This is a genomic window from Streptomyces sp. NPDC060205 (assembly GCF_042728395.1).
Classification (GTDB): Bacteria; Actinomycetota; Actinomycetes; order Streptomycetales; family Streptomycetaceae; genus Streptomyces.
The window spans coordinates 1-26,422 of record NZ_JBHWZP010000054.1 but is presented as its reverse complement, the minus strand read 5'-3'; the positions used below and the strand labels follow the sequence as shown (position 1 = coordinate 26,422).

General features: G+C 72.1%; 15 protein-coding genes and 1 tRNA gene. 10 read left to right on the top strand and 6 right to left on the bottom strand.

All coding sequences use genetic code 11. The features are described 5' to 3' along the window. Positions 1 to 201 precede the first annotated feature (201 nt). From ACFWGJ_RS12775 to ACFWGJ_RS12750, 6 genes are all read left to right on the top strand, one after another. The gene (locus tag ACFWGJ_RS12775; protein WP_387323120.1) at positions 202 to 1,407 is read left to right on the top strand and encodes a DNA polymerase III subunit delta'; all 1,206 of its coding nucleotides are present in this window, start codon (positions 202 to 204) and stop codon (positions 1,405 to 1,407) included. A gap of 218 nt (positions 1,408 to 1,625) precedes the next feature. After that, on the top strand, positions 1,626 to 3,227 hold the full coding sequence (locus tag ACFWGJ_RS12770) for an alpha/beta hydrolase (RefSeq protein ID WP_381832392.1): 1,602 nt from the start codon (positions 1,626 to 1,628) through the stop codon (positions 3,225 to 3,227). Positions 3,228 to 3,328: 101 nt separating this feature from the next. Further along, positions 3,329 to 3,402 (top strand) — tRNA-Thr (locus tag ACFWGJ_RS12765). A gap of 223 nt (positions 3,403 to 3,625) precedes the next feature. Then, positions 3,626 to 9,133 (top strand): FxSxx-COOH system tetratricopeptide repeat protein, encoded by a 5,508-nt coding sequence (fxsT, locus tag ACFWGJ_RS12760; RefSeq protein WP_387323118.1) that lies wholly within the window; start codon positions 3,626 to 3,628, stop codon positions 9,131 to 9,133. 5 nt (positions 9,134 to 9,138) lie between these two features. After that, positions 9,139 to 10,416, top strand: a complete 1,278-nt coding sequence (locus ACFWGJ_RS12755; protein WP_381832770.1) for a CHAT domain-containing protein — start codon at positions 9,139 to 9,141, stop codon at positions 10,414 to 10,416. A 41-nt stretch (positions 10,417 to 10,457) separates the two neighbouring features. Next, positions 10,458 to 11,471 (top strand): hypothetical protein, encoded by a 1,014-nt coding sequence (locus tag ACFWGJ_RS12750; protein WP_387323116.1) that lies wholly within the window; start codon positions 10,458 to 10,460, stop codon positions 11,469 to 11,471. 120 nt (positions 11,472 to 11,591) lie between these two features. Here ACFWGJ_RS12750 and ACFWGJ_RS12745 read toward each other — a convergent pair whose 3' ends face one another. After that, the gene (locus tag ACFWGJ_RS12745) at positions 11,592 to 12,539 is read right to left on the bottom strand and encodes a M56 family metallopeptidase (protein ID WP_381832701.1); all 948 of its coding nucleotides are present in this window, start codon (positions 12,537 to 12,539) and stop codon (positions 11,592 to 11,594) included. A 330-nt stretch (positions 12,540 to 12,869) separates the two neighbouring features. Here ACFWGJ_RS12745 and ACFWGJ_RS12740 point away from each other — a divergent pair, with 330 nt between their 5' ends. Both ACFWGJ_RS12740 and ACFWGJ_RS12735 read left to right on the top strand, forming a co-directional pair. Continuing rightward, positions 12,870 to 13,760 carry a glycosyltransferase family 2 protein gene (locus tag ACFWGJ_RS12740; protein ID WP_387323136.1) on the top strand — a complete coding sequence of 297 codons (891 nt, stop codon included), beginning with the start codon at positions 12,870 to 12,872 and terminating at the stop codon, positions 13,758 to 13,760. Positions 13,761 to 14,180: 420 nt separating this feature from the next. Continuing rightward, the gene (locus ACFWGJ_RS12735) at positions 14,181 to 17,516 is read left to right on the top strand and encodes a BTAD domain-containing putative transcriptional regulator (protein WP_387323134.1); all 3,336 of its coding nucleotides are present in this window, start codon (positions 14,181 to 14,183) and stop codon (positions 17,514 to 17,516) included. Positions 17,517 to 17,566: 50 nt separating this feature from the next. Here the strand turns inward: ACFWGJ_RS12735 and ACFWGJ_RS12730 are convergent, their stop codons facing one another. From ACFWGJ_RS12730 to ACFWGJ_RS12720, 3 genes are all read right to left on the bottom strand, one after another. After that, entirely contained in the window at positions 17,567 to 19,288 is a 1,722-nt protein-coding gene (locus tag ACFWGJ_RS12730) for a bifunctional 3'-5' exonuclease/DNA polymerase (protein WP_387323114.1), read from the bottom strand. A gap of 270 nt (positions 19,289 to 19,558) precedes the next feature. After that, complete coding sequence (locus tag ACFWGJ_RS12725; RefSeq protein ID WP_387323113.1) at positions 19,559 to 20,284, bottom strand: Clp protease N-terminal domain-containing protein; 726 nt, start codon at positions 20,282 to 20,284, stop codon at positions 19,559 to 19,561. A gap of 127 nt (positions 20,285 to 20,411) precedes the next feature. Further along, positions 20,412 to 21,041: a LysE family translocator gene (locus tag ACFWGJ_RS12720; protein ID WP_381833979.1), complete on the bottom strand. Its 630-nt coding sequence runs from the start codon at positions 21,039 to 21,041 to the stop codon at positions 20,412 to 20,414. 162 nt (positions 21,042 to 21,203) lie between these two features. On the opposite strand from ACFWGJ_RS12720, the gene ACFWGJ_RS12715 reads away from it, so the two are divergent. Beyond that, a complete protein-coding gene (locus tag ACFWGJ_RS12715; protein WP_387323111.1) occupies positions 21,204 to 22,391 on the top strand; it encodes a DUF2786 domain-containing protein in 1,188 nt (395 codons plus the stop codon). Positions 22,392 to 22,543: 152 nt separating this feature from the next. On the opposite strand, the gene ACFWGJ_RS12710 is transcribed toward ACFWGJ_RS12715, so the two are convergent. After that, entirely contained in the window at positions 22,544 to 23,098 is a 555-nt protein-coding gene (locus tag ACFWGJ_RS12710) for a DUF4232 domain-containing protein (RefSeq protein WP_387323109.1), read from the bottom strand. A gap of 233 nt (positions 23,099 to 23,331) precedes the next feature. Between ACFWGJ_RS12710 and ACFWGJ_RS12705 the strand changes: the two genes are divergently transcribed. Then, positions 23,332 to 25,524 carry an FUSC family protein gene (locus ACFWGJ_RS12705; RefSeq protein ID WP_387323107.1) on the top strand — a complete coding sequence of 731 codons (2,193 nt, stop codon included), beginning with the start codon at positions 23,332 to 23,334 and terminating at the stop codon, positions 25,522 to 25,524. Here the strand turns inward: ACFWGJ_RS12705 and ACFWGJ_RS12700 are convergent. Next, a complete protein-coding gene (locus ACFWGJ_RS12700; RefSeq protein ID WP_387323105.1) occupies positions 25,502 to 26,005 on the bottom strand; it encodes a hypothetical protein in 504 nt (167 codons plus the stop codon). The genes ACFWGJ_RS12705 and ACFWGJ_RS12700 overlap by 23 nt on opposite strands. Positions 26,006 to 26,422: the final 417 nt, after the last annotated feature.

Below are 26,422 nucleotides of genomic sequence, written 5' to 3'. Positions count from 1 at the left end.
GTAGAGGCGTCGGCAGGATGTCCGCAGGACGTCGGCAGCGGGACCGTGCCGGCGTCCGGGCCTCGTTGTCAGTGCCCTCCCGCACAATGGGACGCAGCAGGCACACGTGCGACAAAAGGCGCGGCTGCGGCTGTGGCGATGACAGTGGTTGCGTCGGCGGCTGCGCCGGCGACGGCAGGTTCGACGAAAGGGCGGCGCCCCATGACCGTATGGGACGACCTGGTGGGCCAGGAGAAGGTGAGTGAGCAGCTTGAGGCCGCCGCGCGGGACGCCGACGCCCTGGTCACCGCGGTGGCCGCCGACACCCCGCTGCCCGAGGCCTCGAAGATGACGCACGCGTGGCTCTTCACGGGGCCGCCGGGCTCGGGCCGTTCCACCACCGCGCGCGCCTTCGCTGCGGCCCTGCAGTGCGTCAGCCCCGACCGCGCCCTCGGCGGTGCCCCCGGCTGCGGCTTCTGCGACGGCTGCCACACGAGCCTGGTCGGTACGCACGCGGACGTGCAGATCATCCGCACCGATCTGCTCTCCATCGGTGTGAAGGAGACGCGCGACCTGGTCCGCCGCGCCCAGCTGTCCCCGGCGGTCGGCCGCTGGCAGGTCATCGTCATGGAGGACGCCGACCGCCTCACCGAGGGCGCGGGCAACGTCCTGCTGAAGGCCGTCGAGGAGCCCGCCCCCCGTACGGTCTGGCTCCTGTGCGCGCCCTCCCTGGAGGACGTGCTGCCCACGATCCGCTCCCGGTGCCGTCACCTCACGCTCCGGACGCCCTCGGTGGCCGCGGTCGCCGACGTCCTCGTGCGCCGCGACGGCATCGAGCCGGACATCGCCGCCGCCGTGGCCCGTGCCACCCAGGGCCACATCGGGCGCGCCCGGCGCCTCGCCACGGACGAGCGGGCCCGCGCGCGCCGGGCCGCCGTCCTGAAGCTGCCGCTGCGCGTCGACGACGTGGGCGCCTGCCTCAAAGCGGCCCAGGAGCTGATCGACGCGGCCTCCGAGGACGCCAAGCAGGTCGCCGAGGAGATCGACGCCAAGGAGACCGAGGACATGAAGGCGGCCCTCGGCGCGGCCCAGGGCGGCCGTATGCCGCGCGGCACCGCGGGCGTGATGAAGGAGCTGGAGGACAAGCAGAAGCGCCGCAAGACGCGTACGCAGCGCGACAGCCTGGACCTGGCCCTGATCGACCTCACGGCGTTCTACCGCGATGTGCTCGCCCTGCAGTTCGGCACGGACCTCGCCCTCGCCAACACGGAGATGCAGGACGCGCTGGACCGGCTGGCCCGGGGCTCGTCGCCCGAGGCCACCCTGCGCCGGATCGAGGCGATCGCCGCGTGCCGGGAGGCCCTGGACCGGAACGTGGCACCGCTGCTCGCGGTGGAAGCCATGACGATGGCGCTGCGGGCGGGGTGAGGCGGGCCGCGCGGTGCGCCGGAACGGCGGGCTGACTGACGGGATCCGCGCGGCGGTCCGGCCTACGGGACAGACGCGGACTCCATGGGCTGACGCGGACTCCATGGGCTGACGTGGCGGGTCGGCGCAGGTCGAACGGGGAGTTGACGGCGTCACTCGTACGAGGCATGCGGGCAACTCTGAGCGATCAAGTCGTCGCACAGGGTTACGCTCGGTCGATGTACACCAGGCGCCGGCCCGGGTCGTCCCGGGCCCACCGTTCCCTCCGCGCGTACGGCACCCTGTTCGCCGTTGCCGGACTCCTCGTCTCCGCCTGCTCCGCGGGGAGTTCGACGACCGCCGCGAGCCCGGCCGGGTCCGTGGCGCTGCACGCGCTGCCCGAGGCCACCCCGTCCGCGCTGGCCCCGTACTACGCGCAGCGGCCGAAGTGGCGGGACTGCGGTGTCGCCGGCTTCGAGTGCGGCACACTGAAGGCGCCGCTCGACTACGCCGAGCCGGCCAAGGGCGACATCCGGCTGGCCGTGGCCCGCAAGAAGGCCACCGGACCGGGCAAGCGGATCGGCTCGCTGCTCGTCAACCCGGGCGGGCCGGGCGGATCGGCGGTCGACTACCTCCAGTCGTACGCGGGGATCGGCTACCCGGCGAAGGTGCGCGCCCGCTACGACATGGTGGCGGTGGACCCGCGGGGCGTCGCCCGCAGCGAGCCCGTCGAATGCCTCACGGGCAAGCGGATGGACGCGTACACACAGACGGACACGACCCCCGACAACGCGCGCGAGACCGCCGAACTGGTCGACGCCTACAAGGAGTTCGCGGCGGCCTGCGGCCAGCGCTCGGCGAACCTGCTGCGCCACGTGTCCACGGTCGAGGCGGCCCGTGACATGGATGTCGTACGGGCCGCGCTGGGCGACGAGAAGCTGAGTTACGTGGGTGCCTCGTACGGCACGTTCCTCGGGGCGACCTACGCGGGCCTGTACCCGGAGCGCGTCGGCCGGCTGGTCCTGGACGGCGCGATGGACCCGTCCCTGCCCGCGCGGCAGCTGAACCGCGACCAGACGGCCGGCTTCGAGACGGCCTTCCGGTCCTTCGCGAAGGACTGCGTGGGGGAGTCCGACTGCCCGCTGGGCGGGAAGGGCACGACGCCCGAGCAGGTCGGCGAGAACCTGAAGGCCTTCTTCCGGCAGCTGGACTCCGCCCCCATCGACGCGGGCGACGCGGACGGCCGCAAGCTGGGCGAGGCGCTGGCCACGACCGGTGTCATCGCTGCGATGTACGACGAGGGGGCCTGGCCGCAACTGCGCGAGGCCCTCACCACGGCCATGAAGGACAAGGACGGCGCGGGCCTGCTCGTGCTGTCCGACAGCTACTACGAGCGAGAGGCGGACGGCACGTACGCCAACCTGATGTCCGCCAACGCGGCGGTCAACTGTCTGGACCTGCCCGCCGCCTTCGCCTCACCCGAGGAGGTCGAGAAGGGCGTCCCCGACTTCGAGAAGGCCTCCCCGGTCTTCGGCAAGGGCCTCGCCTGGGCCTCGCTGAACTGCGCCTACTGGCCGGTGAAGCCGACGGGTGAGCCGCACCGCATCGAGGCGAAGGGCGCGGCGCCCATCGTCGTCGTCGGTACGGTCCGGGACCCCGCGACGCCCTACCCCTGGGCGCAGGCCCTCGCCACCCAGCTCTCCTCCGGGGCGCTCCTGACCTACGACGGCGACGGCCACACGGCGTACGGCCGCGGCAGCGCCTGCATCGACTCCGCGATCAACCAGTACCTGCTCGAAGGCACCCCTCCGCAGAAGGGAAAGCGCTGCTCGGCGGCCTGATCGCCGGGGGACCGGGGGTGCGTTCGGGGGCGGTACGGAGCACCCCCGGAAACTGTGTAGACTTGCTGACGTTGCAGATCGCACCATAGTTCTGGCAACGCGCCGCCTTAGCTCAGATGGCCAGAGCAACGCACTCGTAATGCGTAGGTCTCGGGTTCGAATCCCGAAGGCGGCTCTGTAGAAGCCTCAGGACTCACTCGCCGTGACCTGGGGCTTTTGCTTTTTATCGAACGCGACGGCGTCCGAGAGCCGGTCGCTCATCTCCGCCGTTCGGTTCAGGGACGCTTGGCGTCGATTGGCCGTGTGCCGGTTTTCGATCCCGCCCTCCTGACAACTGCCCATGTCGGTAAGTAAAGTTGAGCGCTCTGCAGGTTGCGGATGGTCGACACGGGGGCGTCATGATCATCGTTGGGGAGTCGCAGGCCACGGTGCCCTCCGTCCTGCAGAGCGACCCGACGGTCCCAGGTCAGGATGTCGGAGTTCCTCACACCGGCGGTGATCCGCACCTGGAGCGGCACTCGATCGTTCTGTCCGGTCAGGCGAAGGCATCCGCCGTCCGGATCACTCCCGCTTCTCGGCTGGACAACTTGCCCGTGCTTCCGTCGCAGCCCTTCATCGGCCGCGCCCTGGACCTGTCGCAACTGGGAACGTCCTTGCGGACCGGCGGCGGGGTCGTCACTCAGACCACCACGGTGAGTGGCTTGGGTGGCATCGGTAAGACGGCTCTGGTCCTCCGGTACGCCCACGACCAACGCCAGCAGTACCAGCTCGTCTGGTGGATCGTCGCCGAGACAGAGGAGCAGATCACCTCCGGATTCGGCGACCTCACGCTGCGTCTGCATCCGACGTGGGCGCGCGAGGCCACCGCCAAGGAACGTACCGAGTGGGCGTTGACATGGCTGGAGACCCACTCCGACTGGCTGGTCGTCTACGACAACGTGGAGCGGCCTGAGGAACTGACCCCTTTTCTGGGGCGATTACTCGGCCACGGTCATCAGCTCGCCACTAGTCGGCTCGCGACCGGATGGCCCGCGAACACCGCTCTGGTCAGTCTGGACCTGCTGGATCACGAGGATGCCGTCACCCTGCTGCACCGGACTTCGGGCCTCAGTGTGGACGCCCCCACGACCGGATCCGGCGGTGCTCTCCCCTCGCAGGCATCCCTGCTGGCGGCGGACCTCGGGCACCTGCCACTGGCTCTCGCCCAGGCCGGCGCGTATCTGCGGGAGACCGGCATCAGCTTCGCTGCCTACCGGGACAAGCTGGCCCGACTGCCCGACACAGTACTGGGCGACGGCACGGGCGGTTCGGACCGGACGATCGCCCGGATCTGGCGAACCAGCCTGCAGTCGATCCGATCTTCGCATCCCTCCGCCGTCTCCCTTCTGCACACCCTGGCCTGGTACGCACCCGAGGCTGTACCGCGCGAGGTGGTCGACCGGCTGGGGCAGCGTCTTCAGGACGTCGAGTCCTCGCTTGCCGCGCTGGCGGCCTATCACCTGGTCACACTCGGCTCCGAGGGGCCGAGCCTGCACCGGCTCGTACGGCAGACCCTTCAGCGTGCGGATCCGGCCGAGGTGCCCGAGGCCCGCGACCTCGCCGAGGCGGCGTTGGCGGCCGAACTTGCAGGGGCCTCTCCCGAGCGAGTACGGCAGATGCTGGTGCACATCCAGGCTCTCGCGGAGATGGGCCCCGCGGCCGGACCGAATGCCGCAGCCGTCGACATGTATCGGCTCGGCACCGACGAACTTGTCGCGCGGGAGCAGCATGTCCTGGCGATTCCCTTGATGATGCTGGCCGTCGACGGCAGCACACGGCTGCTCAGTGTGGATCACGAGACCACGCTCGACGACCGGGACCGGCTGGCGGAGCTGCACGCCAAGGCAGGCGATCCGGCGTTCGCGGTCCAGCTGTGCCAGGACGTCTACCTCGACCGGGTCCAGTCCCACGGCCAGTACGCTGTGGAGACCTTGGCGGCCCGGGAGCGGCTTGCGTACGCGCACCGTAAGGCCGGCGAGGTCATCAGAGCTGTGCAGGGGCTGACGGCCGTGGTCGACGACCGTCGCCGGATCCAGGGTGAGGCCCATCCGGACACGCTCACCAGCCGGAACAACCTGGCCTACGCGCTGCAGACGGCAGGCCGGTACGAGGCTGCTGTCGAGGAGTTCCGGGCGGTCGTGGCCGACCGTGAACGTCTCTTGGGAGAGCGGCACAAGGACACACTGGCGAGCCGCACCAATCTCGCGTACGCCCATCTGCAGGCCGGTGAGCACCGCACAGCGCTGAGCCTCTACGAGCAGGCGATAGCGGACCGGCGGCGCCAGCACGGCCCGGACCACCCCGACACGCTGACCAGTCGCGGCTGGCTGGCCTCCGCGCACAGGGCCGCGGGCGATCCGCGCACAGCGGTCGCCCTGTACCAGGAGGTTGTGGACGACCGGACCCGGGTGCAGGGTGCGGACCACACGGACACTCTGCGCAGCCGCCACGAGCTGGGCTGGGCCGTGGCCAAGGCCGAAGGGCCGGATGTGGCCCTACGCCAGTTCGAGTCGCTCGCGGCGGACAGCGCAAGGGCACAGGGGCCCGACCATCCCGCCACGCTCTTCTATCGCGATGACATCGCGGCGATCCATCGGATCCGTGCGGACTACGGTCGGGCAGCCGCTGCGTACGAGGCGGTGATCGCCGACTACACCCGGGTCAGGGACAAGGACCATCCGGAGACGCTGCAGGCCCGGGCGATGCTGGCCTTCACCTGGCAGCTGGCAGGAGACCACCGGCGTTCGGTGCGGGAGCGCCAGGCATTGGTCGCGGACCGGACACGCGTGCACGGCGACCGGCATCCGGCGGCGCTGACCGCTCGGGCCAACCTGGCCTTCGCCCATCGTGCAGCCTCCGAGTTCCCGGCCGCGCTCAGGCTTCTCGATGAGGTCGTGCGGGATCGCAGCGACGTCCTGGGGACCGAGCACCCTCATGTCTTCGCGATCCGCGAGGCACTGGCGCGTACCTTGCAGTGGGCCGGCGACCACGGTGGCGCGGTCCGAGAGCTGAAGTCGCTGCGCGCGGACACGGAGCGGTTTCTCGGCCCGGACAATCCACGCGTGCTCGCCGTACGCCTGGCTCTCGCCCAGGTGTACGCGGAGGAGGACCGTCTGGCGCAAGCCATGGAACTCTACGGGCCCTTGGCCGAGGACTACGAACGGCTCCGCGGGCCCGACCACCCCATGACCCTCGTAGTCCGACTGCGGGTAGGGGCGGCTCATCGCGCGGCAGGCCGGTACGACAGGGCAGGTGAGGTGTTTGACGCGCTGATCGCCGACCACACCCGGGTCCAGGGACCGGATCATCCGGACACGCTCAACGTCAGGAGCTGGAGAGCCCTGGTCTTCCGGTCAGCCGGACAGTACGAACAGGCGATCACGGCGTACCGGAAACTGATCGAGGACCACACCCGGCTCCTGGGCCCGGAGGCTCCGGACACTCTGCATGACCGCAACGCTCTCGCGCTGGCCCGGCTGGACGACGAGGACCACGCGGGTGCGATCGCCGGTTTCAGCGCACTGCTCGACGACCGGCGAAGGCTCCTGGGGGAGGACGCTCCGGACGCCCTGCTGATGCTTGAGAACCTGGCGGACGCCTGTTCGGCGGATGGCCAGCACGACCGCGCCGTCGCTCTGTACGCAGAGGCGGTCGACGCGTGGAGCGTGAAGTGGGGGGCTGCGCATCCTCGCACCCTGCGCTCGCGGCGGGGCCTCGCACTCGTCGGGCGAACGGCGGGTCGGCACCGGTCGTCACTCAGCACGCTGCGGGCCGTACTCGAAGAGCGCGAGCGCATCGACGGCCCTGATCATCCCGCCGTACTGTCCCTGCGCTTCGACCTGGTCCGGGGGCACAATGCCGCAGGCGACTATGTCCGGGCCGCGGAGGCGGCCGAGCAGTTGCTGTCCGACACCGCTCGGATACGGGGCCGGGACCACATCGCCACCCTTAACGCTCGCCTGCTGTTGACAGACGCGTGGCGGGAGTCCTGCCAGTACCAGCGAGCCATGGTCGGGTACGAGACGCTGGTCGAGGAGTACACACGGTTCCACGGTCCGGAACACACCGAGACACTCGCGATCAGGACGCTGCAGGCCTATGTCCTCTCCGAGCGTCTCGATTACGAGCGGGCCATAGCGCTCGGCCAGGCACTGGTGGAGGACCGCACGCGCATCCAGGGCGCCGATCATCGCAACGTCCTGCGGGAGCGGCGTAACGTGGCGCGTTGGCGGGAGTGGGCCGACGACCGGGCAGGAGCGCTGCGAGATCTGGACGTTCTGCTGTGCGACCACGAGCGGATACTGGGCGCCGAACACGCCGACACCCTCGATCTGCGCAGCGCTGCCGTATGGACACTACTGGGACCTTCTACGGCCGACCGTGCTGTCGAGGCCGCTACGCGGCTGGTGGCGGACCTCACCCGGTTGCGGGGGCCCGACGACGTCACGACTCTCGACGCCCGAACACGTCTCGCGCTGGCGCACGAGGAGGCGGGTCACCTCACCCGGGCGCTGGCTTTCCGCGAGTCGCTGGTGGAGGACCGCGTCCGCGTACAGGGCCGCGGGCACGGCGCGGCCCTGGCAGCGCGCAGAGCTCTGGCCTGGTCCCGGCGTGCGCTTGGTGACCGGGTACGGGGGGTCGCCGAGCTTCTGGTCCTGATCGACGACAGTGATCAGGAGCGGGGCGCCGACCACCCCCGTTCTCTGCACTGTCGCAGCGCCCTCGCATCCGCCTACCGTGAGATGGGCGACCCACAGCAGGCGGTTCTCATCCTCGAAGACCTCTGCAAGCGGTATGAAGAAATTCTCCCCGAAGAGCATCCGGCGGCGCTCGGGGCACGTGGCAGCCTGGCCTGGTTGATCGCGGACGTAGGTTCCCCTGGCCACGCGGTGCTCATGGCCCGCGCGCTGGTCGACGACTGCACCCGGCTTTTCGGCGTCCGGCACCGCAAGACGCTGGACCACCTGCCGGTTCTGGCGCACGCGCTGTCGCAGGCCGGCCAGCCCGCGGAAGCGCTGGAGGTCCTCAACGAACTGCTGCGCTCACAGGCCCGATTGTCGGCAGGGCACCTGGAACTGCCCGAGACGACCGAGGCCGTCGTCCACGTTCACCGCAATGCCGCCGACGCGGGCGAGGATGGCACGGAGACAGAGGGATCCGGCGAACTCCTGCGCCAGGGCATGGTCGTCGAGGTCTTCGCCCGGAGTTACGACGTCTTTCTGCCCACCCTCGCCATTCAGTTGGCCGACACCCTCGCCCACACGGGCGATCACGCGGCGGCCGTAGCGCTGCTGAGAGCCGTCCACGCTGCCCGTTCCCACGTCTTCGGTCCCGACCACCCGCTGACGCTGGAGAGCCTCGCCACCTTGGCTCTCGCGTCCCTGGAGGCCAACGACCCGGATTCCGCGCCGTCCGACGCGGAGGTGCTGGGCTGTTGGGAGCGGGTCTTCGGGGCGGATCACCCTGACACGGAGGAGCTCCGCTGGCGGCTGCGCACCGCGCGCCCGGCATGGCGGGTCCAACTGTCGCTGGCAGGAGACGAAGAGCCGACGGTGAACAGCCCGACACCGATAGAGGTCAGCCTGGTCCGCGAGCAGGGGAGCACCGCGCCTCGGCCGGCCCTGATGGTGGTGGTCCCTTCCTGGCGGACTGACGCTTCGGTGGAACCGGCCCTGGCGGAGTACGAGCCCGAGGGTGATCCGGCGCGCTTCGTGCTGACGGCGCACGAGCGGGGGGAGCACGACCTCCGTCTCACGCTCTACGACCACGCGACCGGACTGGTGTTGCAGGACTTGCGGACGACCATCCGTGTATCGGGTTCTCCCACCGGGAGCGAGGACGCACCACAACGTTATGGGGAGGACTGACCTCGATGGCGCAAGATCTCGGTGTGGAGGTGCTTGAGGACCCCTCCCACCGCTTTTCGGGAAGGCCACCTCGGCGCGGCCATTCGCCGGACATCGTGGCGGACGCAGCCTCCGCCGAACTGGTCGTGCGGCTGTATCGGTCCGGCACGGGCCTGAGTGTCTACGCGCACGGTATGTCGCTGCGCGGAACGGAGCCGTTGCACCAGGCAGCGCTGGAGATATCCGAGCAGGAGATGGTGGATCGCGCGGACCGGCTGCTGGCCATGTGGCGCGATCAGGTGGTCTTCCACGAGTCCACCGATCCCGGAAACGGGCAGCAGGTCGGCGGTCGTCCTTTGGCCGAGTCGGTCGATCTCACCGAATTGCGTGCGCTGACCGACCCGGTGGTGGCGAAGCTGGCCGACGAGGGCTTCGATCTGCTTCATGTGATGCTCGACGGGACGGGTTACGACCTCGGCCGCTTCCGCGAGTTTCTGCTGGGCTCTCTCGCGAGCGGGCGGCAACTGGCCATCAGTTTCGACTCCGAGTGGCAGCTTCCCTGGCCCATGCTCGCGGTGGACCCCGCAGAGTGCGACTCTCCCTGGGAGGCGTTCCTCGGGCATCGGCACCAGGTCGAACAGGCCCGTGCCGGTTACCCCTGGGACCACGCCCCGCTGGGCCGCCGTGAGCGGGCCACCGCCAGCCTCAACAAGGACACGGCCCTTGATCACGTGACCCGGGCGCACGAGGTTCAGAAGATGCTGGAGGAGCGTTCCCTGCTGACCGTCCGTACGCGCGGAAGCGAACTCATGGAGGCCCTTTCGCGTTCCGTGCTGCACGAGGACGTCATGTATTTCTGGTGCCACGGCCGCTTTGTGCACACGGGTGCCTCCAGTCAGGTCCTGACCGTACGGCTGTCCGACACCGAGGACATCGACGGTCCTGTGGTGAGACGTAAACGACGCTTGTACCTCCGAAGCCCGCAATCGCGTTTCAAGCCCTTCGTGCTGCTGAACGCCTGTCATTCGGCGAAGGCCGCGGATCCGGGAAGGCTGAAGCACCTCGGGCAGGAACTCGTGGACCAGGGGGCCGACGGCGTTCTCGCGCCGCAGATCGAGATCCCGGAAGCCTTCGCGGCCGAGTACGCGTACGCCTTCCTCGATCGCTACCTGAGTGGCGCGCATACAGCGGGTGCGATAGGCCAGTGGCTGGTGCGGCGCTTCGCGCGGGAGTTCCACAACCCGCTGGCCCTTGTCTATTCGCTGAATGGTGGCATCAATACGCGTCTGGACCTCGTTTCATGACCGTACCCCGCAAGCGGCCCGGGCTGAGTTCCCGTGGGCCTGTGCTTGCGTCCCCGGTGGAGGTCGACCTCGACGAGCAGGGCCGCCTGACCGGCCCGGGCGGCGGGTCACCGGTACCGGTGACCCGGGTCGCCGAGCACCTGGCGCGCCGACTCGTACTTCCGGTCTCCGTCACCGACATCCATGTCTACGTCCACGGCTGGCAGACCCCGCCGGCTCAGGCGACCCGGACCGCCCTGCGCCTCCTGGAGCAGGCCGTCGAACTGTACGAGTCCGCCCCGAGCCGCTACCCGGCCCTCAAATCCGGATACCGGCCTTGGTGCGTCGTGGTCCGCTGGCCTTCGTCCAGCCTGCCGGGAAAGAAGGGCTACGTGCGGATCAGGGACCGGGCACATGCCATGAGTGCCGAGGGGCAAGGGCATGCCCCCTACGTCATCGGGCACTTGCTGGGCTACCTGGACGCCGAACGGACCGACCCTGCTGGTCCAGCGGTGCTGGCCAACCGGACCGGCCAGTATCTGCATCTGATGGGCCACTCCTTCGGAGGACGTTTTCTGTGTGAGGCGGTGCAGCGCGCGGCCGAGCGGCCGCCGGTGCTCGGCTGGAGCACGCCGCACGACTCCCGTCGTCCCTTCACCGTCGACAGCATGCTGATCTTCCAGATGGCGGCTCCGCGCGACGCGTTCCTCCGCCACTTCGGTGCGCTGTTCCCGACGGCCACGCGTCCCGGCGCCCCGCTCCGCGGCCCGATCGTTCTGACCCATTCCCGATGGGACCGCGCCACGGGCTTCTGGCACCTGCGCGCGGAGAAGACGGCAGGGATCGGCCACTCCGGCACGGGGGCAGCGCCGGTCCCCCAGTTCTCCACCAGGCTGCTGCCGACCGGTACCGACTATGCGCAGCAGGCCCTGGATCACCGACTGGTCAACATCGACGCCGACTGGCTCTACCGCGGCAGCCGCCGTACCCGCCTTAACCCCTCCGGTGCCCACTCCGACTTTGTTCGTCCGGAATCCGCTCACCTGCTGCTGACCCTGGCGGAACGCTCTCGCTGACGGGCGCCGGTGGCGGGCGCATCGGACGCGGCGGTCCCGCGGTGCACTCGGCTTGCGGAGTTCGTGAGCTTCACCAGACGCCCCGCGGACGATGGCTCTTTCCGCAACTGCCCCCAGGCCCTACGACGCCAGCGTCGCCAGCGCCGGGCCGAATGCGATCAGGAGCGGGACCAGTGGGGCCAGTGCTGCGGCTGTTGTCGTGCCTCGGCGGTGGGTGCGGGGGAGGCGGGGCGGGGGGTCCAGGAGGCGTTCCACGCGTTGGTGCAGCAGGGGCCGCGGGGTGGCGCAGGACAGGACGCCGCGGTGCTGGTTCAGCTCGATGAGGGCCAGCGCGGTCGTGAGGTGACCGCAGCGGCGCGAGGCCGTGTCGTCGGCGGACAGTTCGACGAGGCGGTGCGTCTGGTCGCGGAAGTCACGGAAGACCGGGATGCCCGGAAAACCGCCGGCCAGCGCCTGGGAGAGATGCAGGAGCCAGTCGTGGCGGGCGCGCGCGTGGCCGAGTTCATGGGCCTGGATGGCGTCCAGCTGGTGATCGGTGAGGCGGTGCAGGGCGCCCGTGGTGACGACGAGCTGGGCCGGGTTGCCGGGCATCCACCAGGCGTCCGGGTACTCGTCCTCCAGCACGAGGAGCGGGCCGCGCGAGGTCGGCAGTCCTGCCGGCAGCTCGGGCGCGCGTTCGCGCAGGTGCTCGCGGCGCAGACGGCTGCGCCTGCGGGCCTCCGTCACCTCGCGGGCCAGCATCGCCGTCGTCCAGGCGGCGCCGCCCGCCAGCAGCAGCGTCAGCGCGGTGGTCCAGGGCGGGGCGGCGGCCAGGTCGTACGCCGCGGTCACGGAGGGCGGCGCGGGTGCGAAGACATGGGCGCGGACCGTGTGGAAGACGGCGGAGGCGCTCAGCACGAGCGACGACAGACAGCACAGCAGGACCGTGGCGACCAGGCACTGCCACACCCACAGCGCGAGTACGGGCTCCCGCTCGGGCCAGGAGGCACCGGTCAGGACGCGGGGCGCCACGACCGCGGCGGTCAGGGCGACGGCCGCCATCAGCATGAGCGAGATGGTCACGGTCATGTCCTGGCCCCTTCTTCCCCTCGGTCCGGCGGGTCATGGACACGCTACCGGTCGTCGGGACCCCTGAGGCACCCCGGAGAAGTGATGGCGCCGGGTGACGGCCCGGCGCGACGGCCTGGAGGGATGCCTCATGCGACCACCCGGCGTGACGCAGCGCCGCGCGGTCGTGAGACGGCCGTGGCCCATATCCGTACAGGACGGGGAACGCTGTCCGGAACATGCGTCGCGACACCCTTACGACGTCGCGTACTTGAGGAGTCCACAGCGTGAACGGCTAGCATCGTTCTCTGATGGTCCGACGAGGTCGAGATCGGGGTGGGCGTCGTGTCGGTGGGACCGCGGATCGCCGTGGCCGTGGTGACGATGGGGACGCGGCCCGACGAGGTCGACGCCCTGCTCACGTCGGTGGCCAAGCAGGACGTCGCCCCCGAGCGGATCGTGATCGTCGGGAACGGCTGTCCGCTGCCGGAGTTCGCCGAGCGGCTGGGCCTGCCCGGTGAGGTCACCGCCATCGAGGTCGACGAGAACCTCGGCTGCCCGGGCGGCCGCAACGTGGCCCTGCGGCGGCTGCGGGAGTTCGGCGACGTGGACGTCGTCGTCGAGCTCGACGACGACGGGCTGCTCGTCGACCCCGACGTCCTGCGGACGGTACGGGACCTGTACGCCGTCGAGCCGCGCCTGGGCATCGTCGGTTTCCGCATCGCCGACGAGAACGGCGAGACCCAGCGGCGCCACGTACCCCGGCTCGGCGCCAAGGATCCGCTGCGCGGCGGCGAGGTGACCTGCTTCCTCGGCGGCGGCCACGCCCTGTCCATGGAGATGCTCGCGCAGACCGGTGACTGGCCCGCCGAGTTCTTCTTCGCGCACGAGGAGACCGACCTGGCGTGGCGGGCCGCCGACGCCGGCTGGACCATCCGCTACGAGCCCCAGCTGCTGCTCCAGCACCCGAAGACGTCACCCGCCCGGCACGCCATCTACTACCGCGTCACCGCCCGCAACCGCGTCTGGCTGGTCCGGCGCCGGCTGCCCCTTCCGCTCATCCCCGTCCACCTGGCGGTCTGGATCGCGCTGACCCTCGTACGGACGCGGTCCGTCGGTGGGCTGCGGGCGTGGTTCGGCGGTTTCGTGGAGGGGCTGCGGGCGTCGGCCGGGGAGCGTCGGCCGATGCGGTGGAAGACCGTGTGGCGGCTTACGCGGCTGGGGCGGCCACCCGTCATCTGAGGCGGGCGGGGAAAAGGGGAGTTTCTTCGTGCGGTTCCGCCCGGTACGCGGGTGACTCACGCGTGTCCTACGGGGCTCTCGGACCCGGTCGCGACGGCGACACTCCCCCGAGTCGCGGCGACCTACGACGCCTACCGCGTACCGGAACGACCGGATCCGATGCGGTGATCAAATCAGGCCACGCCAACCGATCGCTAACATGGGACGAACGGTGTGGCGGGGCACGGAGTTTCGCCCCAGGGTCGGCGGAGCGTCGGATTCCGGCCGCCCGGCGCCGCCGACGGGGAGGGCGAACAGGTGGGCGGCGGGACGCGGCCGGAACGGGAGGCGACCGGACTGCCCGGCCGGCCCGGCACGCCCACGCCCGAGACGGCCCAGACGTCTCCGCCCGCCCTGTCCACGCGCGAGGCGGCGGCCTCTTTGGACGGTGGCTCGGTCGGAGCTTCCGGTGCGGGCACCTGCCGGCTGCGCTTCGGGCTGCTCGGGCCGACGGTCGTGTACGACGCCGGCGGCGTGGCCCGGCCGGTCAGCAGCGCCAAGGGGCGCGTCCTGCTCACCGCGCTGCTCCTGGAACCGGGGCGGGTCGTGTCCGTGCAGACGCTCAAGGACGCGCTGTGGGGCGCGTTCCCGCCCGCGTCCGCGCACGCCTCGCTGCAGAATCACGTGACCCGACTGCGGCGGCTCCTGGACGACCCGGACCGGCTGAGGTCGGTGGCCGCCGGCTATCAACTGCGCGTAGCGGATGGCGAGTTGGACGTCGGTGTGTTCGAGGCCCGGGTTGTCGCCGCCCGTGCGGCGTATGCGCGGCGCGACTGGGGGAGTGCTTCGGCCGAGGCCGTGGCGGCGCTCGCGCTGTGGCGCGGCACCCCGTTGGACGGCTGGTGCCCGGAGGCCGGTGGGATCTCCCTGATCCAACGGCTGGAGGAGGCACGGCTGTTCGCCCTGGAGTGCCGTTACGACGCCGAACTGGAGCTCGGTCGGGGAGCGGCCGAACGGGCTGTACGGCTCTCCGGGCTCGCACCCGAACTGGCCGCGCTGGTCGCGGAGTTCCCTTTGCGGGAGGCCTTCCACCGGCAGCTGATGCTGGTCCTGTACCAGACGGGCCGCCAGGCGGAGGCGCTGGCCGTCCACCGCGACCTGCGCGGCAGGCTCGTCCGCGAACTCGGCGTGGAGCCGGGGAACGCGGTACGGGAGGCCCATCTGGAGATCCTTCGGGAGCCGGGACGTGGGTTTTCGGGAACCCCGGCCGCGAGGACCGCCGGCCACCCTCGAACGCGAACCGCCGAACGGGTCGCCGCCGTACGGGCTGTCGTCGAGCCCGGGTCCCGGCGGGCCGTCCCGCTGCTGCGGCCGGCCACGACCACGATCTTGGCGGAGACGTTCGCCACGGGTCCGGCTCCGGCCCCGGCTATTCCCGCGCAGCCCTCCCGGACTGTCACCGCAACCGCAACCGCAACCGCAACCGCAACCGCAACCGGAGCCGTAACCGGAGCCGGAGCCGGAGCTATCACCCCCACCCCCGTGCCGAAGCCCGCTCAACTTCCGCCCGTGCCCGTCCACTTCACCGGCCGGGACACAGTCATCCAGGCCCTGCGCACCGCACTCCTGCCGGGCGGTCCGGAGGGCCCGGTCGGGGACGGCCGCCCCCGAGTCGCCGTCGTCAGCGGTATGGCGGGGGTCGGGAAGAGCGCGCTGGGCGTCCAGGTGGCGCACGGGCTGCGGGCGGAGTTCCCCGACGGCCAGCTGTACGTGCGTCTGCACGGGGCGACACCGGGCGTGCCGCCGCTCACCGCCGGACAGGCCCTCGCCGCACTGCTCCGCGACCTCGGCGTGGAACCGCGAGGCGTGCCCGAACACCCGGACGCGGCCAGCGCGTTGCTCCGCTCCCTGCTGGCACCCACCCGCACCCTGCTCGTGCTGGACGACGTCGCGAACGCCGCCCAGGTCCGTCACCTGCTGCCCGCCGGCCCCGGCTGCGCGGTGATCGTCACCAGCCGTTCGCCCCTCACCGCACTGGACGGCGCGACGCGCTTCCCGCTCGCGCCGCTCTCCGAGGAGGAGAGCGCCGAACTGCTGCGCGCCGTCTCCGGGCGGGACGGCCTCGACGGCAGGCATCCGCTCGTCGGCCTCACCGGACGGCTGCCCCTCGCCCTGCGGATCGTCGCCGCGCGCCTGGCCGCCCGGCACGTTCTCACCCCGGACGCGCTGGCCGGTCAACTGGCCGCCAGCGACGAACGGTTGCACCATCTGGAGTACGACGACCTGAGTGTGCGGCGCTCCCTCGCGGTCGCCCTCGACGCGCTGCGCGCCTCGGACCGCGAGGCCGACCGGGACGCCGCGCTCGCCCTGCGCAGGATCGGCGCGCTCGACCTGCCGACGTACGGGATTCCGCTGCTCGCCCGGCTGCTGGGCACCGGCGAGCGGCGCGCGGAGGCCGCCCTCGACCGCCTCGTCGACGTCGCCCTCCTCGACGAGAGCACGTACGGCCGCTACGCCCCCCACGACCTCGTACGGGATTTCGCCCGCGAGGTCGCTGATCCCTCAAGCCAGCAACCTTCGGGTCCGCATCCTTCAGGCCCGCATCCTTCAAGCCCTGATCCCTCGGGCTCGGATCCCTCGGGCCCGGATCCCGGTTCCGCGGACATCGCCCTCCGCTGGTACATCGCCTCCGCCCGCCAGTGCGTGCTGGCCCTGACGCCCTCCGGTGTCGACCGGGACAACCGGCTCGGGGTGACCGCCGCCGAGCGGGCCTGCGTGGCCGCCGACGCGGACGGGGACCCGCCCCCGCCGTTCGGCTCGGCCGCCGAGGCCGTCGCCTGGGGGGACCGGGAGGTGGCGAACGTCGTCGCACTCGTCGAGGGACGGGCCGCCTCCTCCCCGCTCGTACCCGTCCTCGTCCGCGCCCTCTTCCCGTATCTGCAGCGCCGCGGCCGGCTCCGCGAACTGGCGGCGCTCGGCCGGCGGGCGCTGGACGTGGCGCGGCGTCTCGGTGACGACGCCGCCGAGGCGATCGCGCTCTCCGACCTGGCGGGCCTGCACTTCATGCAGGGCCGGGCCGGCGAGGCGCTCGTCCTGACCGACCGGGCGCTGGCGCGCTGGCGCGGCCTCGGCGTCCTGCCGCGCGTCCAGCGCTGTCTGAACAACCGGGGGCTGCTGCTCGAAAGCCTGGGCCGGTACGCCGAGTCCGAGACCGCCCTGCGGGAAAGCCTCGCACTGGCCCGGCGGGCGGGCGACGCGGACGGCGAGGCCGTCGTCTACAGCAACCTCGGCAACCTGTACGAGCACAGCGACCCGCGCGCCGCCATCGAGTGGCACGAGAGGAGTCTCGCGCTCGGGGAGGTCATGGCCGACTCACGGGTCCGCGAGTCCGGGCACTGCAACATCGGGTACGCCCACCTCACGCTCGGTGAACCGGCCCGTGCGCTGGAGCACTTCGACCGTGCCCTGAGCATCTCGGACGGCGTCGACTGGCAGAGCGGTTCGCAGACCCGTCTCGGCCTGGTCCGTGCCCTGCGCGAGCTCGACCGCCCGGCGCGGGCCGCCCGGGAGTGCGCCCTGCTGCTGGAGCGGGCCGAGCGGCGTGCCGACCGCTACACCGCGGGACTCGCCCGGCATCAGCAGGGACTGCTCCTGCGGTCGGCGGGCCGCACCGAGGAGGCGTACGCGCGGTGGGAACTGGCCCTCGCCGATCTCGACGGCACCGACAGCCCGGTGGCCGAGGAGCTGAGGGACCTGCTCCTGAGCCGCACCGGCTGACCGGCACGGCCTCTGGGTACGCGCCGCCCGGTACGCGCCGCCCGGCGCGCTCACTTCGCGTCCGCGTAGCACTTCACCACCGCCGTGGTGAACGGGAACCGCACCGGCGTCTGTCCGAACGTCAGCCGGCCCGCCTCCTCCGCCGCCTCCCGGATGGCCTCGACCACCGCGTCGGCCTCCTCCTTCGGGCAGTGCACCATCACCTCGTCGTGCTGGAAGAAGACCAGCTCGGCCGCCATGTCCCGGCAGGTGCGCCGGAGCCCGGCGAGCACCAGGAGGGTCCAGTCGGCGGCGCTGCCCTGCACCACGAAGTTACGGGCGAAGCGGCCCCGGGCCCGGGAGTTGCTGGACGCGTAACCGGGCACCCAGTCCTGGGCGCCTCCCGGCTCGGCCCCCTCACCCGAACCGCCGGCCGGCTCGCCGGCCTCCTCGCTGTCCGGGATCCCCGCCTCCTCGCCCGAGGAGTCCGACCCCGCCGCCGGTGGGCAGGTGCGGCCCAGCCAGGTCCGTACGAGCCGGCCCTCCTCGCCCGCGCGGGCCGCGTCGTCCACGTACGCCACCGCCCTCGGGAAGCGGCGGCGCAGCAGCGCGAGGTTCTTGAGGCCGTCGCCGGACGTCTGGCCGTAGATCGCGCCGAGGACGGCGAGCTTCGCCTGGGCGCGGTCGCCGGAGAAGGCCCGGTCGGAGACGGACTGGTAGAGGTCGCTCTCGCGGCCCGCCACCTCCATCAGGCCGGGGTCGCGGGAGATCGCGGCCAGGACGCGCGGCTCCATCTGGTCGGCGTCCGCCACGACGAGCCGCCAGCCGGGGTCGGCGACCGCGGCCCTGCGTATGACCTTGGGGATCTGCAGGGCGCCGCCGCCGTTGGTCACCCAGCGGCCGGTGACGGTGCCGCCCGCCTGGTACTCCGGTCTGAACCGTCCGTCCCGCACCCAGTCCTGGAGCCACGACCAGCCGTGGGCGACCCAGATCCGGTACAGCTTCTTGTACTCGATCAGTGGCTTCACGGCCGGATGGTCGACGGACTCGATCTCCCAGCGCCGCGTGGACCTCACCTTGATGCCGGCCTGCGCGAACGCCTTGACGACGTCCGCGGGCAGGTCGGGCCGGACCCGGCGGCCGAACGCGGCCGACACCTCCTCCGTCAGCTCGGCCAGCCGCCGTGGCTCACCCCCGCCCGCGTACCGCTCGCCGAGCAGTTCGTGCAGGACCTCCCGGTGCACGTCGGTGCTCCACGGCAGCCCTGTCTCGTTCATCTCCGTCGCCACGAGCGTGCCCGCCGACTCGGAGGCCGTCAGCAGCCGCATCCGCTCGGGCCGCGCGGTCGCGTCGTGTCTGCGCTGCTGCTCCCCGTACACCTCGATGAGCTGCGCCAGCGGTACGTGGACGGGGCGCGGCTCGAAGAGGGAGGACTGCGAGCCGGGCTCGGCGGAGCGCTGCGGAGGGTCGGGCGGTACGGGGCCGCCGCGCAGCCTGGCCAGGGCGGCGGCGGCCGAACGCGGTTCGCCGAGCCGTCCCTCGTGGCCGAGCAGGAGGGTCTCGGCGGCCTCCAGGTCGTAACACCGCTCCACCCGGACGCCCTCGGCGCGCAGCCGTGGGTAGACCTCCGCCGTCGCCCGCCACACCCAGCGGGTGACGTCCGGCCGGGAACGGACGGACTCGGCCAGGTCCGGTTCCCTCAGGAGCGGTCCGGTGGGCAGCCCGTCGGGGCCGAGGGGGGCGAGCTCCGCGCCGCCGTCCTCGGTCGGCGCGAGAGCCCACCGTCCGGTCACTCTGCGAGTCTCGCAGGAGGGTCTGACAATCCGGGCCCGCGGCGGGCCCGCTGCGGTCCGCCCGCTGGTCCTCGCCGGACCAGGCCCACCTTGGCGGGTGCGGGTGCGGGTGCCGGTTCGGGTGCGGGTTCGGTGGGGGTGGGCCGCGCAGTTCCCCGCGCCCCTAAAGGGGCCGGGACTGGGCCCGTCTGGCTTTTCGGGTGCGGGTTCGGTGGGGGCTGGTCGTGCACTTCCCCGCGCCCCTGAAGGGGCCGGGGCGGGGGCCGGGGGCTACTGCTGGGGCTTCTTCAGTTGTTGCAGCGACTTTGCGATGTCCGCTTCGGTCGCCGCCTTGGTGACGCCGAGTCCGCTCAGCAGGCCCGTACCCGCCTCGTGCTCCAGGAGGGCGAGCAGGATGTGCTCCGTACCGATGTAGTTGTGGCCCAGGCGCAGGGCCTCGCGGAAGGTGAGTTCGAGGGTCTTCTTGGCGTCGGCGTCGAAGGGGACGAGCGCGGGCATGGCCTCCGCGCGCGGCGGGAGGCCGGCGCGCGCGGCCTCGCGGACGGCCTCCAGGGCGACGCCCTGCGCGATGAGCGCCTTCGCCGCGAGGCCCTCCGGGTCGGCGGCGAGGCCGAGGAGCAGGTGCTCGGTGCGGATCTGGTCGTTGCCCGCGGTCCTGGCCTCCTCCTGGGAGGCCACCACCACGTTCCTGGCGCGTGCGGTGTAACGGCTGAAGCCCTGGCTCGGGTCGAGGTCCGACTCGGCCTTCGGGACGAACCGCTTCTGGGCCGCCTGCCGGGTGACCCCCATGCTCCTGCCGATGTCCGTCCAGGAGGCGCCCGAACGCCGGGCCTGGTCCACGAAGTGCCCGATCAGATGGTCGGCCACGTCGCCGAGGTGGTCCGCGGCGATCACCGCGTCCTGGAGCTGGTCGAGGGCGTCCTCGTGAACCTTCTTGATGGCCTCGATGAGGTCGTCGAGGCGTACGGAGGTGCTGACGCGTGGATTCGTGGTCATGTGTCAACCGTAGGTTGACGCTCTGTGGGTGTCAACCTTGCGTTGACAGTCCATGTGCGGGTGACCGTCACGGGTTGGTCCGGCGCCCCACCGGGCGGACCCCCGTTCCGTCCCGGGGGCCTCCCGGCTACTTCGGGGACGCCACGAGCAGACGTACGGCCAGTCCCGTGAAGACCGTGCCGCTGAAGACGTTCAGCGCGCGGGCGACCCGGCGGCTGCGGCGCAGCAGGTCCGAGAGGCGGCCGGAGAGCAGCCCCACGGAGGCGTCGAAGACGAAGCCCATGACCACGATGGTGACGCCGAGGACGAGGAACTGGCCCATCACATGGCCGAGTCCCGGGTTCACGAACTGCGGCAGGAACGCCACGTTGAAGAGGATCACCTTGGGGTTGAGGACATTGGTGACCGCCCCCTGCCAGAAGGCCCGCCGTCGGCCCGGACCGACGGCGGCGCCCTCCTCGACCGGCACCGAGCGGTCGCGGAACGCCTTGACCGCGAGGTACAGGAGATAGGCGGCGCCTGCCCAGCGCAGTACGTGGTACAGCGTCGGCAGCGCCGTGAACAGGGCGGACAGGCCCAGCATCGCGGCGATCGCGTGCACGAGCATCGCCGTGGCGACGCCCGCTGCGGCCATCACCCCCGTGACCGGTCCGCCCCGGCCCCCCATCGCCACGATGAACATCATGTCGGGACCGGGGCTCACCACGAGCGCGAGCGCGGCGACCAGGAACGCTGCGTACAGAGAGGTGTCGACCATGGGGGCATGCTCGGGCCCGCCGGCCGACGGGTCGAGCGATTTTCACCCGCTGAGACGGCCACGCGCGCGCGGCCGGGCCGGCCGTGGGGTTCTCCCAGCCGCACGGCGGTGGCACGGCAGTCTTCCGGCGATCCCCCGTTCCCCCCATGACACGATCGACGCATGAGTAGTACGTCCTACACGTCCTCCACGTCCTCCACGGTGGAGCGCGCCTTCGCGGCGGCCCTCTACGCCGACTCCGACACGGCCCTCGACACCGGTGCCTCCCTGCTCGCCGCCGACCCCGCCTCCGACGCCGAACTCGCCCGTCGTGGCGAGGAGTTCATGGCGGCGACCTGTCGGCGCGGCTGGCAGCCGGCGGATGTCGTACGGATCGTGCGGCGCGAGCTGGACGACGTGCACGAGCGTCTGGCGGCGGAGCTGGTCCTCGCCGAGGCCGCCCGGGACCGTACGCCCCGCGGCCCGCGCTGGTCGGCACAGCTGGCCGAGCTGGCCGAGCCGAATCGGTCCGACCGTTCGGACCGCCCCGATCGCCCGGACCGGTTCCGGTACGCGACCGCGGCCCTGGAGCTGTACCGGCTGCTGCTGCGGCTGCCCGCACTGGAGCCGCTGGACGCACACGTACCCCATGCGTCCCGCGCGTCCGAAGGGTCCGCCGTCCCACGGGACACCCGCATGCTCACCCGTATCCGCGCGCTCCTCGCCAAGGCGGAGGCCACCGGGTTCCCGGAGGAGGCGGAGGCGCTGAGCGCCAAGGCGCAGGAGCTGATGGCGCGGCACAGCATCGACGAGGCGCTGCTCGCGGCGCGTACGCACGCCAAGGACGCGCCCGGTGCCTGCCGGATCGGTGTGGACCCGCCGTACGAGACCGCCAAGGCGGTCCTCCTCGACGCGGTGGCCGGGGCCAACCGCTGCCGGGCGGTGTGGAACGAGGCCTTCGGTTTCTCCACCGTCGTCGGCTTCGAGCCCGACCTGGAGGCGGTCGAACTTCTCCACACCTCGCTCCTCGTGCAGGCCACGGCCGCGATGACCAAGGCGGAGGCGGCCCAGCGCGCGGGCGGCAGGAAGCGGACGAAGTCCTTCCGGCAGTCGTTCCTCGCCGCGTACGCGCATCGCATCGGCGCCCGGCTGGCCGAGGCGGCCGAGGGGCAGGTGACCGCCACGGAGGGGGAGTTGCTGCCGGTCCTCGCGGCACGCGACGTCGCGGTCACGGACGAGACGGAACGCATGTTCCCGGACACCGTCACGACCCGCCTGCGCGGAGTGTCCGACGAGGCAGGCTGGCAAGAGGGCTCCGCAGCAGCGGACCAGGCCCAGGTCAGCCCCCACCGCCCCCTCCCCACCCCGTGACCACCACCCCCGCCCCGTAAGGGGCGCCCCCAACCCCCACGGCGGGCCCCCGCCCCGTAAGGGGCGCGGGGAACGGCGCGGCCAACCCCCACCGGCCGGCGGATGCCCCGCGACGCTCAGTCCCCGCCCCGCCGCAAGCGGAGCGTCACCGCTCAGTCGCCCGTCCGCTGCAGCGGAGTGACGGACGCGTCCGGCTCGTCGCCGCCCGCGCCCCGAAGGGCCACCTCGCCGTACTTCCAGGCGAAGGACAGCTCCCCCTCGGCCCCCGGCAGGGAGAACTTCGCCGTCGTCACCGCGGCGGCCTTCGCGGCGTCCCCCGCGGGCCCGCGCACGTACGTGATCGTGAAGCCGACCGTCTCGTCCTTCTTCACCGTCAGCTTCTCCGGCTCCGCGGACTTCTCCGGGGCGACGGACAGCGCGGTCCCGCCGGCGTCCAGGCCGACGGTCGGGAAGCCCTGCAGCGTGCAGTCGGCTCCGGAGCCGTTCGTGAGGCTGACGGAAACGGTCCCGGTGTCGCCCGCGGCCGGGGCCTCGCTGGCGACGACCTCCTGGCCGAGCTCGCCGGCCGCGCAGGCGGACGACGACGTGTCCTTCTTGGACCCGCTGCTCTTGTTGTCACCGCCACCACTGTCGTCGCCACCGCAGGCGGTCAGGGTCAGGGTGAGCGTCGCCGCGAGGGCGGTGACGGCGATCGGCAGGGTGCGCATGGATGTCCTCAAGCCTCAGGGTCGTACTGCTGCTGATGGTGTAGCGGGTGCTGACGGTGTAGCGGGTGATGGCGGCGAAGCGGGTGATGGCGGCGAAGCAGGTAGTGAAGGTGAAGCAGGCAGTGAAGGTGAAGCAGGTAGTCATGGTCGAGCGGGCGATGACGCGGTGATGACGGTATCCGTAGATCATCATGGATCCGCCACCCCCGCGGCCCCTCCCGTACGCTGGCGCAGTGAGCTGGCGACGAGCGCTTAAGGACACCGCGCGCTCGGGGCTCGCCGTGGAGAAGACACGGCTCGAACCTCTCGTCGCGGTGCGCGGAGCGGTGGGACTCGCGATCGTGATCGCGGCGAGCCTGTGGGCCTTCGGCCCTGCCGTCGCCGCGAGTTCGGCGTTCGGCGCGTTCCAGGCGGCGATCGCCACGTTCCAGCGCAGCTGGCGCCCCCGTCCCGAACTGGCCCTCGCCTCCGGTACGAGCCTCGCGATCTCCACCTTCCTCGGCTACCTCACGATCTCGCGGGAACCGCTCTTCCTCGCCCTGCTGGTGGTGTGGACGTTCGCGGCCGGGATGAGCTGGGCCGCGGGCCCGACCATCGGCCTGATCGCGTCCTCGAACGTGGCGATCATGCTCGTGACGGTCACTCTGCCGACCTCCGTCGCCCAGGCCGCGGGCCACGCCGCCATGATGATCGTGGGCGGTGTCGTCCAGGCCGCGCTGGTCGTGCTGTTCCCCGTACGCCGCTGGGGCGCCCATCGTGACGCGCTCGCCGACGCCCTGGCCGCCGAGGCGGACTACGCGCGGCGGCTGCGCCACGATCCGGTCGCGTCCTTCGACCCGCTGCCCCTGATGGAGGCGCGGAACGCCGCCGCCGTCACACCCCGCCAGGCCCGCCGCCGCCCCGCCGAACTGCACGGCGCCCGCGGTATCGCCGAGCGCATCCGCCCGGTACTCGCTTCGCTGGCCGACCCGGCGATGGGCGTACCGGCGGAAGGGCCCGCCCGCGACCGGGTCCGCGAATTGCTCGCCGCCGCCGGCGCCATCCTCGACGCGGCCGCCCACGCGATCCGCCGGGGCGAGCCCGTCACCGTGCCGGGCGCGGCCCTGGCCACCTTCCGCACCCCGGACACCGGAAGCATCCTCACCGGCCGCCCCTACCGCGCGGCGTCCCGCCTCAACACCCTCCTCCAGGACGTGCTGGAGACGGCGGGCGGCAGCACACCGAAGGGCACCGACCGGGCCCCGGCCGTCGGCGTCGCCCCGGCCGCCCCCTCCCCGCGCCCCGGCAGCCGCAGCCGTCCCACCCTGCTAGCCCTGGTCCCCACGGCGCTCGGGGCCATGCGCAAGGAACTGCGCAGGGGCTCCCCGATCACCCGGCACGCCACACGGGTCTCCGCGGTCGCCGCCGCCGGATACGTCCTCGGCACCGCGCTGCCCCTCGGCCACGGGTACTGGGCCCCGCTGACCTCGGTCATGGTGATGCGCCCGGACTTCTCGCAGACGTACAGCCGGGCCGTCGCCCGCCTCGGCGGCACCGTCGTCGGCGTGGCCGTGGCCACCGCCGTCGTGCGGCTTGCCGACCCGGGCACGTACCTCTCCGGCGCCCTCGCCGTGGTGAGCGCCGCGCTCATGTATCTGCTGATGCGTACGGGCCAGTTCGCCGCCCAGGGCTGCATCGCCGCGTACGTCGTCTTCCTGCTCGGCATGGGCGGCGAACAGTGGACGCAGACCGTCCCCGAACGCGTCCTGCTCACCCTGCTCGGCGGACTGCTGGCGATGATCGCGTACGCCGTCTACCCGGCGTGGGAGACCCCGCGGCTGCGCACCCGCCTCGCGGACTGGCTGGCCGCACAGGGCCGTTACGCGGCCGTCGTCTTCGACGCCTACGCCGATCCGGCCCTCCGCAGCGCCCCGGACGTCCGCGAGGCCCTGCTCGCCGCGCGCACGGCCCGGGCGGCCTGGCACACGGCCGTGGCCCGCGCCACCGCCGAACCGGTCCGCCACCGCGGCCTCTCGCGGACCGCCGCCGACGACGCCGAGGACGCGCTCGCCCAACTGGGCCGCGTCGCGATGCTCCTGGAGGCCCACCTTCCGGAACGCGGCGCCACCCCGGTCCCGGCGGCAGCCCGACTCGCCGAGGCCCTGCGTGAGTCCACCCAGCAGGGGGCGAAGGCCATCCGGGAGCGCCGGGTGCCGCGCTGGGACGCGGTACGGGCCGCCGTGGAGGCCTTGGAGACGGAGCCGCAGGGCGGGGAGGAAGCCTTGCTCGTTCCGGCGCGGCTCGTCCTCGACGCCCTGACCGAGCTGTCCGAGGCGCTCGACACGGCCGTACCGCCCATGACGCTCGACGGGACGTCGGCGGTCGCGGAGCCGGACACGAAGCCCGGCACGGAGACGGACGGTGTCAGGAGCCCAGGCTCGCCGTAGGCAGGCCGGGCGGCAGGCCCTCGCCCTCGGACCTGGTGTACGTCTCCGCGCCGAAGCCGTCCCAAGTGACCTTCAGGGTGGTGGAGTCGACGGAGTCCACCATGCCCTCGGCCCGGTCCTTGTTCCCGTCGGTGCACTTCAGCGTGATCATGCGCATGTCCGAGGTCTTGCCCGCGGTGCCGCTGCAGACGGATCCGCTCGTCGAGAACAGGCCCGCCTGCTTGCCGGTGATCACCAGGGCCACGGCCTTGCCGTCCTTGGTGGTCAGCCAGTTGCCGTCGAGCTCGTCGGCCGCTGCGGTGCCGGTGTCCGCGGACGCGGTCGGTTCGGCGCTGGCCGTGGACGACGGGTTCTTGTCGCCGCCACCGTCGCCGTCGCTGCAGCCCGTCGTCAGGGCTAGCGCGGCTGCCAGTCCTGCGGCTGCGGCCGCGGTGCGCGCGTGCGTGCGCGGGCGCGGGCGCGGGAAGGTCGCCGAAGTCACTGAGGCCTCCAGGGTCTGACGGGGCGGGTCCGACCGCTGCAAGTTACCAGCAGTAGGCGCCCGCCTGCCGGGCACGCTTTGCTCGGGAGCGCCGGCGCAGCCCTGCAAGCGGGCAGGCCCGTTTACCACGCGGGGTTCACTTCGGCTGCGGGCCGTGGGGGTTGCCCGCGCAGTTCCCCGCGCCCCTGGGGGTGGGGCAGGCCCGTTTGTCCGTGCGGCCCGGTGGGGGCTGGTCGCGCAGTTCCTCGCGCCCCTGGGGGTGGGGGAGGCGCGTCCGTCCGTGCGGGTCGGTGGGGGTTGCCCGCGCAGTTCCCCGCGCCCCTTAACAGGGCCAGGCCCGTTTGTTCGTGCGGGCCGGTGGGGGCTGGTCGCGCAGTTCCCCGCGCCCCTGAGGGGGCCGCCGGGGTGCGCACCCAG

Bases quoted from the DNA above. Each gene is read 5' to 3' on its own strand.
- ACFWGJ_RS12775 (WP_387323120.1), top strand. From the start codon at position 202: ATGACCGTATGGGACGACCTGGTGGGCCAGGAGAAGGTGAGTGAGCAG.
- ACFWGJ_RS12770 (WP_381832392.1), top strand. From the start codon at position 1,626: ATGTACACCAGGCGCCGGCCCGGGTCGTCCCGGGCCCACCGTTCCCTC.
- fxsT (WP_387323118.1), top strand. From the start codon at position 3,626: ATGATCATCGTTGGGGAGTCGCAGGCCACGGTGCCCTCCGTCCTGCAG.
- ACFWGJ_RS12755 (WP_381832770.1), top strand. From the start codon at position 9,139: ATGGCGCAAGATCTCGGTGTGGAGGTGCTTGAGGACCCCTCCCACCGC.
- ACFWGJ_RS12745 (WP_381832701.1), bottom strand. From the start codon at position 12,539: ATGACCGTGACCATCTCGCTCATGCTGATGGCGGCCGTCGCCCTGACC.
- ACFWGJ_RS12725 (WP_387323113.1), bottom strand. From the start codon at position 20,284: ATGACCACGAATCCACGCGTCAGCACCTCCGTACGCCTCGACGACCTC.
- ACFWGJ_RS12720 (WP_381833979.1), bottom strand. From the start codon at position 21,041: ATGGTCGACACCTCTCTGTACGCAGCGTTCCTGGTCGCCGCGCTCGCG.
- ACFWGJ_RS12715 (WP_387323111.1), top strand. From the start codon at position 21,204: ATGAGTAGTACGTCCTACACGTCCTCCACGTCCTCCACGGTGGAGCGC.
- ACFWGJ_RS12710 (WP_387323109.1), bottom strand. From the start codon at position 23,098: ATGCGCACCCTGCCGATCGCCGTCACCGCCCTCGCGGCGACGCTCACC.